At 44.3% G+C, this 13,758-nt stretch carries 9 protein-coding genes and 8 tRNA genes; all 17 read right to left on the reverse strand.

Annotated features, from left to right (window positions below; all coding sequences use genetic code 11):
* Positions 1-112: 112 nt before the first annotated feature.
* Positions 113-2,968 carry a M16 family metallopeptidase gene (locus G5S32_RS12115; RefSeq protein ID WP_165312251.1) on the reverse strand — a complete coding sequence of 952 codons (2,856 nt, stop codon included), beginning with the start codon at positions 2,966-2,968 and terminating at the stop codon, positions 113-115.
* A gap of 18 nt (positions 2,969-2,986) precedes the next feature.
* Positions 2,987-3,442 (reverse strand): YqaA family protein, encoded by a 456-nt coding sequence (locus tag G5S32_RS12120; RefSeq protein ID WP_165312252.1) that lies wholly within the window; start codon positions 3,440-3,442, stop codon positions 2,987-2,989.
* Complete coding sequence (locus G5S32_RS12125; RefSeq protein ID WP_165312253.1) at positions 3,439-4,386, reverse strand: NADP-dependent oxidoreductase; 948 nt, start codon at positions 4,384-4,386, stop codon at positions 3,439-3,441. The genes G5S32_RS12120 and G5S32_RS12125 overlap by 4 nt, the downstream gene beginning before the upstream one ends.
* 147 nt (positions 4,387-4,533) lie before the next feature.
* Positions 4,534-5,664 carry a sodium ion-translocating decarboxylase subunit beta gene (locus tag G5S32_RS12130; RefSeq protein ID WP_165312254.1) on the reverse strand — a complete coding sequence of 377 codons (1,131 nt, stop codon included), beginning with the start codon at positions 5,662-5,664 and terminating at the stop codon, positions 4,534-4,536.
* Positions 5,665-5,673: 9 nt separating this feature from the next.
* Positions 5,674-7,461: a sodium-extruding oxaloacetate decarboxylase subunit alpha gene (gene oadA / locus G5S32_RS12135; RefSeq protein WP_165312255.1), complete on the reverse strand. Its 1,788-nt coding sequence runs from the start codon at positions 7,459-7,461 to the stop codon at positions 5,674-5,676.
* A 19-nt stretch (positions 7,462-7,480) separates the two neighbouring features.
* On the reverse strand, positions 7,481-7,765 hold the full coding sequence (locus G5S32_RS12140) for an oxaloacetate decarboxylase subunit gamma (protein ID WP_207621581.1): 285 nt from the start codon (positions 7,763-7,765) through the stop codon (positions 7,481-7,483).
* 395 nt (positions 7,766-8,160) lie between these two features.
* Positions 8,161-8,237, reverse strand: a tRNA-Arg gene (locus G5S32_RS12145).
* Positions 8,238-8,277: 40 nt separating this feature from the next.
* Positions 8,278-8,354: transfer RNA gene (locus G5S32_RS12150), tRNA-Arg, on the reverse strand.
* A 97-nt stretch (positions 8,355-8,451) separates the two neighbouring features.
* Positions 8,452-8,528, reverse strand: a tRNA-Arg gene (locus G5S32_RS12155).
* Between the two features lie 40 nt (positions 8,529-8,568).
* Positions 8,569-8,645 (reverse strand) — tRNA-Arg (locus G5S32_RS12160).
* A 104-nt stretch (positions 8,646-8,749) separates the two neighbouring features.
* Positions 8,750-8,826 (reverse strand) — tRNA-Arg (locus tag G5S32_RS12165).
* Between the two features lie 67 nt (positions 8,827-8,893).
* Positions 8,894-8,986, reverse strand: a tRNA-Ser gene (locus G5S32_RS12170).
* A 47-nt stretch (positions 8,987-9,033) separates the two neighbouring features.
* Positions 9,034-9,110 (reverse strand) — tRNA-Arg (locus tag G5S32_RS12175).
* 42 nt (positions 9,111-9,152) lie between these two features.
* A tRNA-Ser gene (locus tag G5S32_RS12180) sits at positions 9,153-9,245 on the reverse strand.
* A 181-nt stretch (positions 9,246-9,426) separates the two neighbouring features.
* Positions 9,427-9,624: a carbon storage regulator CsrA gene (csrA, locus tag G5S32_RS12185; protein ID WP_004415691.1), complete on the reverse strand. Its 198-nt coding sequence runs from the start codon at positions 9,622-9,624 to the stop codon at positions 9,427-9,429.
* A 90-nt stretch (positions 9,625-9,714) separates the two neighbouring features.
* Positions 9,715-10,902 (reverse strand): aspartate kinase, encoded by a 1,188-nt coding sequence (locus tag G5S32_RS12190; RefSeq protein WP_165312257.1) that lies wholly within the window; start codon positions 10,900-10,902, stop codon positions 9,715-9,717.
* Between the two features lie 189 nt (positions 10,903-11,091).
* Positions 11,092-13,674, reverse strand: a complete 2,583-nt coding sequence (gene alaS / locus G5S32_RS12195; RefSeq protein ID WP_165312258.1) for an alanine--tRNA ligase — start codon at positions 13,672-13,674, stop codon at positions 11,092-11,094.
* Between the last annotated feature and the right edge of the window lie 84 nt (positions 13,675-13,758).

A 13,758-nucleotide genomic window follows, 5' to 3' on the forward strand; every position in this document is an offset into this window, starting at 1 on the left:
TTATATGTATAGTGAGTCGGTCTATTCCTTTTTTCGGTTTAACCTTATAGGGGAAAAATCCATCAGAACAGACAGGAGGCACGCGAACGTCGCCTCCTCTTTAATGTGTACTCTAGCGGATGATTTCAAGCTCTTCTACGGGAATAGTTAATTTTTCTAGTTGAGGCTTCAGCGTTTTCGCATCACCGACCACGATGATTTGGTATTCGCTTGGATTAAACCACTTCGCAGCCAAACGATCGAGTGTCGCTTTATCGACAGTTTTGACTATCTCATTACGCACTTGCAGATAATCTTTATCCAAACTGTAGGTCAATATGCTACTTAGCAGGGAAGCTTTCTGTCCTGGTGTTTCATATTTCAACGCATCTTGCTGACCAACAGCCAGACGTAGGAAATCCACCTCCTGGTCCGTTAAACCTTGTTCACTGAACTTCGCCATTTCGTTTTGCAACTCGACAATCGAATCTACTGTCGCATCAGCTCTGACTTGAGTGTTAAACACCACGGCACCGACCTCTCGATTGCTGGTAAAGTAACTGCTCGCGCCATAAGTAAAGCCTTTGTCTTCACGTAAGTTTTGGTTGATACGGCTATTAAAATTACCTGCAAGATTAAAGTTTGCCAGTTGGCTCAGATAGAGTTCTCCCGTTGCATCGAACGGTAAACCGCGTCGAACTAAACGAACCACAGACTGAGGAGCATCCGGCTTATCGACCAGATAGATCTTTCTGCTTGTCAATTGATGAACAATTTGTGGATCAATCAGTGGTGAAGGCTCTCCTTTCCAATTAGCGAAAAAACTGAGCTGCTTACGAACTTCTTGCTTTGATATATCGCCAACAACCACGATTTGAGCGCCATTTGGCGTGTAATTTTTACGGTAAAAATGCTTCACGTCATCCAGAGTCAAACTCGCTATAGAGTGATCCGTTCCATCACTAGAGCGCGCAAAAATAGATGAGCCAAACAATACTTGGCGAGTCGCTTGCGATGCTAGCCACCCCGGTTGCTGATGCTGGTATACCATTCCTTGGATCATCTGCTGCTTAACGCGCTCAAAATCATCTTGCCTAAAGCCCGGTTGGAATAACACTTCTTCAATTACAGACAGAGTTTGAGATAAGTTCTTCTCTAAGCTGGAAACCACGACACTTGTTGAATAGACATTCGCGCTTACACTGATGGTTGAGCCTAACTTATCCAACTGTGCTTGAATATCTTCAACATTTCTTAATGCAGAACCTTGCTCCATCATAGCCGCCGTTAAATTAGCTAACCCTTCTTTCCCTCTGGTAACATGTCTTTCACCCGCTGGAAGTTTAAACTCGATCACTACCGTCGGTGTTTCGGAGGTTTGAGTGCCAAGTAGTTCTGTACCATTGTTGAAATAGATGTCATACAGTGCTGGTAAATGGGCCTGAACAGGTTCAGCGACTTTGGGTATAATAGAGCGGTCAAAACTGTCTGCTGCATGCCGGTAAGACAGCTGTTGCTCAGTGAGCTTTTGATGCTCAGGTAAATGGCGTTCCGGAGTCACAAATGTTGCGTCTTTTACTGCGTAACTTGCTTTACCTTTAGGAACAACACTTAGCGTAACCTTATTCCTACCATCAATATATTTTTTAAACACCGCAGACAATGTCTTCGGCGATACACGATTCAACTGTTCTAGCTGATCCTGGAGACGATCCGGATAACCAAAAAAGGTTTCATTGGATGCCAGTTGTGAAACTTTCCCCGATACACTTTGCAGAGCAAATACAGAGTTTGCTTCTGCCATACCTGTGATTTGCTCTAAACGTTCACCGTCTGCACCTTTCGACTTAAATTCCGCTAATGTTTGCATTAGCTCTTCATACAACGGCGCTAACTGACCATTGTTTCCAGCCGGAGCCATGGCGAAAACATAAAAGTTACACGCAAGTTCAGAACAGTCATGGAACGAGCCAGCACTGACTGCTTTCTGAGTTTTAACTAAATTCTGATAAAGATAGCTGTTAGTTCCACTCCCAAGAACACTCGACAATACATCCAGAGACATTTGATCATCCGCGCCACGATAGGATGTCGGCCAGCCAATCACGACCATCGGCTGCTGTATACGATCTTCCATGGTAATATAACGGTTATCTGGCAATACCGCTGGCTGTTTTTTGGCATTGGTAACTTCAGGACCTTTCGGGATTGAACCAAAATATTTATTGACCCATGCAAGAGTTTCATTGGTGTCCAGATCGCCACCAATGGTCAGCACCGCATTGTTAGGACCATACCAACGAAGAAAAAATGCTTTCAAATCGTTTACATCGACTTGGTCCAGATCTTCAACATAACCTATTGTTTGCCAAGAGTATGGGTGCCCCTGCGGATAGATAGCTTCACCCATTCGCTCCCACATAAGGCCATATGGACGGTTGTCATAATTCTGAGCACGCTCATTTTTTACTGTTTCACGCTGAATTTCGAATTTACGCTGTGAAACGGCATCAAGTAAAAAACCCATTCGATCCGATTCTAACCACAGAACTTTTTCCAACTGATTGGCAGGCACCGTCTCATAGTAGTTGGTGCGGTCTCGATTAGTGGAGCCATTGAGAGAACCACCCGCTTCGGTAATCAGCTTAAAGTGTTGTTGGTCTGCCACGTGTTTCGAACCTTGAAACATCATGTGCTCAAAGAAGTGAGCAAAACCTGATTTACCGACTTCTTCACGGGCAGAACCGACGTGATAAGTCACGTCCACATGAACCAACGGGTCAGAATGATCCGGCGAAAGAATGACGGTTAACCCATTGTCTAAACGATATTTAGAATATGGGATCATGACTTTATCAGTAGAGGCTTCAACTTGTTCGATTAAGTGGACACCTTGAGGTAACGAGGAGAGTTCAATCTCTGGTTTGGTTTGAGTACTGCAGCCATAAATGGCGATCAACGAGAAGGCACCAGCCCAGATTTTCCTCATAACATCTCCTTAGAAAATCTAAAAAAAGAAAAGAACAGCTAGAATGGAATATCGTAGTGCTTTACCCATCAAAATCATGACAAATGACGGTAAAAACTTCATTCTCAACCAACCAGCGGCTAAACAAAGTGGATCGCCAATAATAGGTAACCAACTAAATAACAAAGACCAGTAACCGTATTTTGTTAACCAAGCTAATGCTTTGTGACCATGCTTTTGCTGTTGAGTTCGGTTCGGTAGCCATAACCCTAGCCAATAATTCACTAAGCCACCAAGGGTATTGCCAAAAGTTGCGATTGTAATGACAGAAAAGACGGAATATTGATTCAGCGATAACGTTGCAAGTAAAGCGGCTTCTGAACCACCAGGAAGTAGAGTCGCACTCAAAAAGCCGCCGAAAAATAGAACCCACAGTGCCGAGTCTGAAAAAGCTTGAGCAAATTGGGCAAATAAAGAGTTAAAGAGCTCGATCATTTCATATCTAACAGAACCTTGCCTCGAGTATGACCAGTTTCTATCTGCTTATGAGCTTGTTGAACTTCATCCATAGGATAAATCTTTTGTATTTCTGTTTTTAGCAATCCGACACTCACCATATAAAGCATCGTGTCTAATTGCTCAGGATTTGGATCGACTAACATCCCCGTCGCTTGGAAACCCAGCATTTTTGCTTTTTCGCAAATCAACTCGGCGCTTAAAGTTGGGACAGTCACCACACGAGCATTGTCATTCAGACATTTCAAAGCATCCAATGCGGCATCACCACCAACGAGGTCGATCAACACGTCCACTTTATCAATGCGCTGCGATACTGGAGCAAACTGGTAGTTAATCGCATGAGCGCCAAGCGTAGCCAGATAATCCAGATTGTTTTCACTACACGTGGTATAAACCTCAGCCTTTGCTGCCAAAGCTATCTGTACAGCTATGTGCCCAACGCCACCTGCACCCGCCAATATCAGTACAACATCGCCCTCTTTTACTTCTGCTTTATTCAGAGCTTGAGCCGCGGTTTGACCCGCAAGCGGAAGAACAGCAGCGGCTTCTAAAGTCACAGCTTCAGGTACCAGACTCAATTCATTTTCTGGGACACAAACGTATTGGCTGTAACCACCGCCACGAATGGGAAATCCGATAAAGCCTGCAACTTTATCCCCTTCCACCAGACGAGAGACATTTATCCCCCTTTTAACAACTTGCCCAGCAATATCGTATCCCGGGACCCAAGGTAACTTATCTTTATTTTGAGCTGCAGCCCAGCCTAAACCAGCCCGAGTTTTGAAATCAATAGGGTTGATCCCTGAGTAAGCGACACGTACGAGTACTTCACCAGCCTTCGGCTCTGGTATCGGTGACGATAAAATTGAAAGAACTTCAGGCCCACCAAACTGGGTGATAGCAATTTGCTTGTTTTCCATTTCAACTGTCCCTATAGCACAAAAATAAAAAAGGGATGCTGCAGCATCCCTTTGAATATATACCAATATTTACAAACACTACAGTTTCACACGGTTAAAGCGTTAACCAAGTGTAGTGTTCTCATTCAGTATGCTTAAACAAAGCGTTTAACCAACCAAAGCAAGTAACACACCCGCTGCAACTGCAGAGCCAAGAACCCCCGCTACGTTAGGCCCCATTGCATGCATCAACAGGAAGTTCTGAGGGTTAGCTTGCAAACCGACTTTATTCACAACTCGAGCAGCCATCGGAACCGCAGAAACCCCTGCCGCACCAATCAGTGGGTTGATATCTTCTTTTGAGAACTTATTAAGAATCTTAGCCATAATAACGCCACCAGCAGTACCAATACTAAATGCCGCAGCTCCTAAGACCAAAATACCTAGCGTTTCCAAATTCAAGAATTTATCCGACTGCAGTTTTGAGCCAACACCAAGTCCTAAGAAAATAGTCACAATGTTAATCAGCTCGTTTTGTGCTGTCTTAGATAAACGCTCAACTACGCCAGCTTCACGCATCAAGTTACCTAAACAGAACATACCCACTAATGGTGTTGCTGCTGGAAGGAACAAGATAGTCATCAGCAAAACAACCAATGGGAAAATGATTTTTTCTGTTTTCCCTACATGGCGAAGCTGAGCCATCTTAATTTGGCGCTCTTCCGGCGTCGTTAACGCTTTCATGATTGGTGGCTGAATAATAGGAACCAAAGCCATGTAACTGTATGCCGCCACGGCAATCGCCCCTAACAAGTCAGGTGAAAGCCTGCTCGCCAAGAAGATCGCCGTAGGACCATCAGCACCGCCGATAATCGCAATCGATGATGCATCTGCCATGGTAAATTCCATTCCCGGCACATAGTTAAGTAAGATTGCACCAAATAGCGTCGCAAAAATACCTAGCTGTGCTGCTGCGCCCAACCAAAGAGTTTTAGGGTTTGCAATCAAAGCGCCAAAGTCAGTCATTGCCCCTACCCCCATAAAGATCAATAGCGGGAAGATACCCGATTCAATCCCTACGTGATAAACGTAGTAAAGCAATCCACCCGGCTCAGTGAAGCCAGCATTCGGTATGTTCGCAAGAACTGCGCCAAAGCCAATTGGCAGAAGTAACAAGGGTTCAAAACCTTTACGAATAGCGAGAAAAAGGAGCAAACAACCAACCATGATCATAATGATCTGACCCAGTTCGAAGTTAGCTATGCCCGTTTCCCGCCATAAGGTCATTAATCCGTCCATGGTACTCCCTTACGCTAAGCTCAGTAGTGGAGAACCAACAGCGACAGCATCACCTTCTTTTACGTGAAGATCCTGTACCAAACCAGAGCGAGCCGCTCTAACTTCAGTTTCCATCTTCATCGCTTCCAGAATAATCAGCACATCACCTTCAGCGACTTCTTCACCAGCCGCTACATTCACTTTGAAAATCGTACCGGCAAGAGGCGCAGGGACATCTTCAGCATCGCTTGATGCCACTTCCACAGCAGCAACAGCTGGTTTGGCGTTCGCAGGTGTTACTGAAGTCAGCTGACCTTGTGGGCCGACTTCCACTTCATAAACATGACCATCAACTTTGACACTGTAAGTTTCGATACCACCAACAGCCGCTTTAGCCACAGGTGCTGCTACAACCGGAGTTGCTGTTTCTTTTCCTGGTGCTGGCTCAAATGCATCTGGATTATGACGATTTTTCAGGAACTTGAGACCAACCTGAGGGAACAGCGCATAAGTAAGTACATCATCAACCGTATCTTCAGCAAGAGATATACCTTCTGCTTTTGCTTTTTCTAGCAGGTCGGTAGTCAGGTGATCCATTTCATCTTGCAGTAAATCTGCAGGACGGCAGGTGATCACTTCTTTACCGTCAAGAACACGAGCTTGTAGCTCTGCATTGACAGGTGCAGGAGCTGCGCCATACTCACCTTTCAATAAACCAGCAGTTTCTTTGGTAATGCTCTTGTAACGCTCACCCGTTAATACGTTGATAACAGCTTGGGTACCAACAATTTGCGAAGTCGGCGTTACCAGCGGGATGTAGCCAAGATCTTTACGAACACGAGGGATTTCTTCTAGAACTTCATCAATGCGATCAGCTGCACCTTGTTCTTTAAGTTGACCTTCCATGTTGGTCAACATGCCTCCCGGTACCTGAGCAATCAGAATACGAGAATCCACACCTTTAAGCTGACCTTCCCACTTAGCATATTTCTTACGAACCTCACGGAAGTAAGCCGCAATAGGTTCAATTTGTTCCAATTTGAGATTGGTATCGCGTTCAGTACCTTGCAGCATAGCGACAACCGTTTCCGTTGGCGTATGACCGTAAGTCTGGCTCATTGACGAAATGGCAGTATCAAGAATATCGATACCCGCTTCTACCGCTTTCACCGCAGTTGCTGTTGATAGCCCAGTAGTTGCGTGGCAGTGAAGCGCTAATGGAACATCACACGAAGCTTTAATACGAGTGATTAACTCTTCTGCTTCGTATGGCTTAAGTAGACCAGACATGTCTTTGATACACAAAGAATGACAGCCTAGATCTTCTAATCGTTTAGCGAGATCAACCCAAGTATCCGCATTGTGAACTGGACTTGTCGTATATGAGAGAGTTCCTTGAGCATGGGCACCCACATCAATGGTTGCCTTTACCGCTTTCTCAAAGTTACGTACGTCATTCATTGCATCAAAGATACGGAAAACATCCATACCATTGGTATGTGCACGCTCAACGAATTTCTCTACTACGTCATCCGCATAATGGCGGTAACCTAGTAGGTTTTGACCACGCAAAAGCATTTGCATAGGCGTGTTAGGCATCGCTTTTTTCAGCTCACGCAAACGCTCCCATGGGTCTTCCCCTAAAAAGCGAATACAGGCATCAAATGTTGCGCCGCCCCAAGTTTCAAGAGACCAGTAGCCAACTTTGTCCAACTCTGCTGCAATCGGCAACATATCTTCGATACGCATGCGCGTAGCAAATAAAGATTGATGGGCATCGCGAAGAACCACATCGGTTATGGCAAGTGGTTTAGACATGCTTATTAACTCCTTTTAATTATTTACTACTCTTAGCAGCAGCTAGAGTGCGGTGCTGATGTACCGCAGCAGAAATAGCCGCTACAACCTGTGGACTAACCATATGTTGGTTAGAGGCCGCAGATTTCACTGGTACTTTTTTATTTTTGTTAGGTGTACTGATCGGTTGAGGTACTTCTTGCGGTACCAATTTAGACATTAACCGAACGAGATAAACCAATATGGTGAGGAATAGAAAAACGAAGCCCATCCCTGTAATCATCAGGGTGGCCGCGTCTACTAGCAGGCTTCCAATATTTGTCATGTTGCTTCCTTTCTTTGTCATCCTGACAACAATTGTCAAAAAGCCGAGATTACTGGCTATGACAAGTGAACGAAAATTATCTCGACTGTACAAAAATTGTCAATTTAGTTGAGGGCACTCTTCTAGAAGCACCACATACTGAGTGTGAGATTTATGGCATAGCTAACAAAACAGCGCAAATCGACTGTAAGCGAATAAAACTATAGGCAAAGTATTTTTGCTATTTACAAATAGATTAATGAAGTTTTGAAATGAAATTTGAGATCTAAGCGATAAAGTCATTGAGCTTCGATGCAGAACAGTGAGTTAGCGCTCATAAATAACCAAGAATAGATATTTGCGTATGAGAAATTTCAGAAAAGAAAAAGCCTCGCAAAATGCGAGGCTTTAAATAGTGGCGCGTCCTGGAGGATTCGAACCTCCGACCGCCTGGTTCGTAGCCAGGTACTCTATCCAGCTGAGCTAAGGACGCACGGTATTAATGATATCAGATATATCATCAACTTAAATAATGGCGCGCTCAGGAGGATTCGAACCTCCGACCGCCTGGTTCGTAGCCAGGTACTCTATCCAGCTGAGCTATGAGCGCGCAGTGTTTAATATCATAGCCTTAAAATGAAAGACTGATATAAGGGCATTACCCTGATGTCTAAGATTTTTATCACAATCATCTTAAACATAAATAGTGGCGCGTCCTGGAGGATTCGAACCTCCGACCGCCTGGTTCGTAGCCAGGTACTCTATCCAGCTGAGCTAAGGACGCACGGTGTTAATGATATCAAATACATCATCAACTTAAATAATGGCGCGCTCAGGAGGATTCGAACCTCCGACCGCCTGGTTCGTAGCCAGGTACTCTATCCAGCTGAGCTATGAGCGCGCAATGTTTAATATCATAGTCTTAAAAAGGAAGACTGATATAAGGGCATTACCCTAACATCTAAGATTATCTCTGTTACCAAGAACATCTTAGACGATAAATAGTGGCGCGTCCTGGAGGATTCGAACCTCCGACCGCCTGGTTCGTAGCCAGGTACTCTATCCAGCTGAGCTAAGGACGCACAGGGGTGTGAAGCATATCACACTAAGTTTCTTTCAGAACAAAAAAATTGACCTTCGGTCAATAAATGGCGGTGAGGGAGGGATTCGAACCCTCGATACGGCTACAAACCGTATACTCCCTTAGCAGGGGAGCGCCTTCGGCCTCTCGGCCACCTCACCGCATTATTCATATTCAATAACTTGCTATAAAAACAAGAGCAAGAATATGGCGCGTCCTGGAGGATTCGAACCTCCGACCGCCTGGTTCGTAGCCAGGTACTCTATCCAGCTGAGCTAAGGACGCACTTTGTTCTTTGTTTGGCTGCTAACTCAAACAAGGCAAGAATGGCGGTGAGGGAGGGATTCGAACCCTCGATGCGGCTATAAACCGCATACTCCCTTAGCAGGGGAGCGCCTTCGGCCTCTCGGCCACCTCACCGTCTTGCGGAGGCACATATTACGATTTACCAAAAATATGTCAAACATTTTCTTGGCAAAAATAGCAAAAACCAAGTCAATTGTTGCCTATTTAATCAAAGCGCTATGAAAATACACTTTTATTAAAAAAAGCACCGCTTAAAAACAAAAAGAGCTGGCTACAAAGCCAGCTCTTTTGAAAATTAGTAGTTGCCAGATGCAACGTTACCATTGCCCTTTTCAGCTTGAATGCGCATGTAAATTTCTTCACGGTGAACAGATACTTCTTTTGGTGCATTTACACCAATACGTACTTGGTTACCTTTTACACCTAAAACAGTCACAGTTACTTCATCACCGATCATTAGAGTTTCGCCAACACGACGAGTCAAAATTAGCATTCTTTGCTCCTTGAGTAATCTCTGAATTATCTTGCAGTTACACTATTATCCACCAGAAGTTATCTTGTCGTAAACTCTCTTGGCGGTTTATTAACCTAAAGATACTTGCCTAGGTTGAAAATCTAATAGTTCGTCAGAAGTTATAAAAGCTTCATGCAAAATATTAGCTGCTGAATTAACACTTTCTGGACTTAACATTAGCATAGATGATTGTGAAGTCGTTGAAACATAATGAATATTTATGTCGTGTTCAGCCAGTAATGCAAAAGAACGGTCAACTAAGCTCGGGGCTTGTAAACCTACTGTGGTTAATAAACTCACATGTTCACTATTACGGATTTTATCGCTGAACACCAGCTTCAACTTAGCACAAGCATCAAGTTTTATAACTACTCCTGCCCATTCTGTATCCTCGATCACACTCCACACTTCAATACCCAACATTTGGCAATGTTTCTGTAGGTTTGAAAGCGCTTCATGCTCGATGGTAATCAAAGCCATGTCTCTTTGAATGGCAATACCACAGACAGGTTTAGTTCCCTGCTCACCTTTAATCAAGCTACCTTCATTAACATCAAAAGTAGACAAAACTCGAAGTGGAACCGCATTATCCCAAGCGTATTGAACGCAAGGCAAATGTAAAACTTTTGCACCTTTACGAGCCATTTCTTCCATAGATGGGAAATCAACAACATCTAGTTTCTGAGCATTTGGGACTACTCTTGGATCACAAGAGTACACACCATCTACATCAGTAAAGATTTGGCATTCGTCAGCCTTGAGAGCTCCGGCAAGTGTCACAGCACTTGTATCTGAGCCACCGCGCCCTAACGTGGTGATGTCCCCATTCTCATTAACACCCTGAAAACCAGCTACTATGACAATTTGATCTTGTTCTAGTAGCTCGATAATCGTTCGTGTATCAATGTTCTTAATCGTCGCGTCATTGTGCAGATTATCCGTCACAATATTCGCTTGAGCTCCGGTTAGTGAACGCGCAGCAAAACCCAATTTATTTAGAGTCATTGCTAACAGTGCCATAGACACTTGCTCACCAGCAGAGAGCAAAACATCAAGTTCTCTTGCCGTTGGTACGCTATCGATTTGTTGGGCTAATGCCACTAAGCGATTCGTTTCTCCCGACATTGCAGATACAACTACAACAACTTGATTACCATCATTTTTCGCCTTTATGATGTGTTCAGCTACAATATGGATTGTTTCAATTGAACCCATTGAAGTTCCGCCGAACTTTTGCACGATAAGGGGCTTTTTCACCAGTATTCACCTTCCCAAGACCGAAGTCTCATACGCACCAACTCATCTATCCAACCGATAAATTCGTTTAGTAATAACAAAAACAAAACCAAGTAGATAACTGCGCGGAAAAACCCACCCAATTAAACCACTTGGTTAATGGAATTAAACTACGTCAGTCTTATACTGAAACTGACGTAGATAATTAATTTATAAGCGTTCTTCTAGCCAAGGCTGCACAGATTGCATTGCCGCAGGCAAAGCAGACACATCTGTACCACCAGCTTGAGCCATGTCTGGACGACCACCGCCCTTACCGCCAACTTGTTCAGCAACCATTTTAACTAAGTCGCCAGCTTTCACTTTGCCAGTTAGGTCGTTAGTTACACCAGCGATTAGGCTGACTTTGTCGTCTGCCACGTTAGCCAATAGAACAACACCACTACCAAGTTGATTCTTAATATCGTCAACCATGGTTCTTAGATTCTTGCTGTCTGCACCTTCAAGACCAGCGATAAGAACTTTAGTGCCATTGATCACCTGAGATTTACCCATAATGTTGGCACTTTCAGTTGCTGCCATTTTATCTTTCAGCTTCTGAATTTCTTTTTCTAACGCTTTTGCTTTATTCGCAGCTTCAACAAGCTTCTCTTCATATTTACGAGCTTGAGCGTCAATCACATCAAGTGCTGACTCACCAGTAACTGCTTCAATACGACGGATACCTGCAGCGATACCACCTTCTGAAGTGATCTTGAACAGACCAATATCACCTGTATTTGAAGCGTGAATACCACCACACAGTTCAGTTGAGAACTCACCCATTGAAAGCACACGAACTTGGTCATCGTATTTTTCACCGAACAGTGCCATAGCACCTTTTTTCTTCGCTGATTCGATATCCATGATGTTGGTTTCAATCAAGTGGTTGCGACGTACTTGCTCGTTAACCAAACGCTCTACTTCCTTTAGCTCTTGAGCTGTTACCGCTTCAAGATGAGAGAAGTCAAAACGCAGACCTTCAGGCTTCACTAAAGAGCCTTTCTGAGTTACGTGCTCACCCAATACTTGACGTAGCGCTGCATGCAGTAAGTGAGTCGCTGAGTGGTTAAGAGACGTAGCTAAACGACGCTTAGCATCAACGAGTGCTGTTACTTTATCGCCTTTAGCAAATACGCCTTCAACAAGCACACCGTGATGCGCAAAAGCATTGCCCAGCTTCTGTGTGTCTTCAACTTTAAACAAACCTGATTCAAGTTTCAGTACACCAGCATCACCACATTGACCACCTGATTCTGCGTAGAAAGGAGTTTCGTCTAATACTACAATCGCTTTGTCGCCGGCAGACAGAGAATCAACTTCATTGCCTTCAACGAACATCGCTGTAATAGTGCCTTGACCTTCTGTTGCGCCGTAGCCACAGAATTCAGTGCTGCCATCCACTTTGATTAAAGTGTTGTAATCCGTACCAAACTGGCCAGCTTCACGAGCACGTTGACGTTGCTCTTCCATCGCTGCTTCAAAGCCAGCTTCGTCGATAGTGAAGTTACGTTCACGAGCAACGTCGTTAGTTAAGTCAGCTGGGAAACCGTATGTATCGTACAGTTTGAAAACTGTTTCGCCGTCTAGCTCTTGGCCTTCTAGGCTATCAAGCGCTTCATTTAGAATTGCCATACCGCGATCAAGTGTACGGCTGAAGTTTTCTTCTTCAATGCGTAGCACTTTTTCTACAACTGCTTGTTGCTTTTTAAGCTCGTCACCTGCAGTACCCATTACATCAGCAAGTACAGATACCAGTTTGTAGAAGAATGAACCTTGTGCACCCAATTTGTTACCGTGGCGAACTGCACGACGAATAATACGACGTAGCACGTATCCACGACCTTCGTTAGAAGGCATAACGCCATCCACGATTAGGAATGCACATGAACGGATGTGGTCAGCAACAACGCGTAAAGACTGGTTCGAGAGATCTTGGTGACCAGTGACTTCAGCAGCGGCTTTAATTAGTGTTTGGAATACATCGATTTCGTAGTTTGAGTGTACGTTTTGCATAATTGCAGAGATACGCTCAATACCCATACCTGTATCTACAGACGGCTTAGGTAGCGGTTCCATCGTGCCATCAGCATGACGGTTAAACTGCATGAATACGTTGTTCCAAATCTCAATGAAACGGTCGCCATCTTCTTCAGGTGAGCCCGGAGGACCGCCCCAAATATGATCGCCGTGATCATAGAAAATTTCAGTACATGGACCACATGGACCAGTATCACCCATCTGCCAGAAGTTATCTGACTCGTAAGCTTTGCCACCTGGTTTGTCGCCAATGCGGATGATGCGGTCAGCAGGAATACCAACTTGCTTGTTCCAGATTTCGAATGCTTCGTCATCAGTCTGGTAAACCGTTACCAGTAAGCGATCTTTTGGTAGCTCAAGTACTTCAGTTAGAAATTCCCATGCGAATTTGATGGCATCTTCTTTGAAATAATCACCAAAGCTGAAGTTACCCAACATTTCGAAAAATGTGTGGTGACGCGCGGTGAAGCCCACGTTTTCTAAGTCATTGTGTTTACCACCAGCACGAACACAGCGTTGAGCTGTTGTAGCGCGAGTGTATGCTCGTTTCTCTAAACCTAGGAAACAATCTTTAAACTGGTTCATCCCTGCGTTAGTGAACAGCAAGGTTGGATCATTAGCAGGTACCAAAGACGAACTATCGACGATTTGGTGACCTTTACTTTCAAAGAATGAGAGGAACGCGCGGCGAACCTCATCCGTGCTCATGTACATGCAGCTCTTCCTGAAATACTCAAGTTAGAATTTTGCGCTATTGTAAAGCATGGATAACAGTTCGCCTAGTTTTCTTAAAGAAAA

Origin of the sequence: Vibrio ziniensis, from assembly GCF_011064285.1 — a bacterium.
Taxonomy (GTDB): Bacteria; Pseudomonadota; Gammaproteobacteria; order Enterobacterales; family Vibrionaceae; genus Vibrio; species Vibrio ziniensis.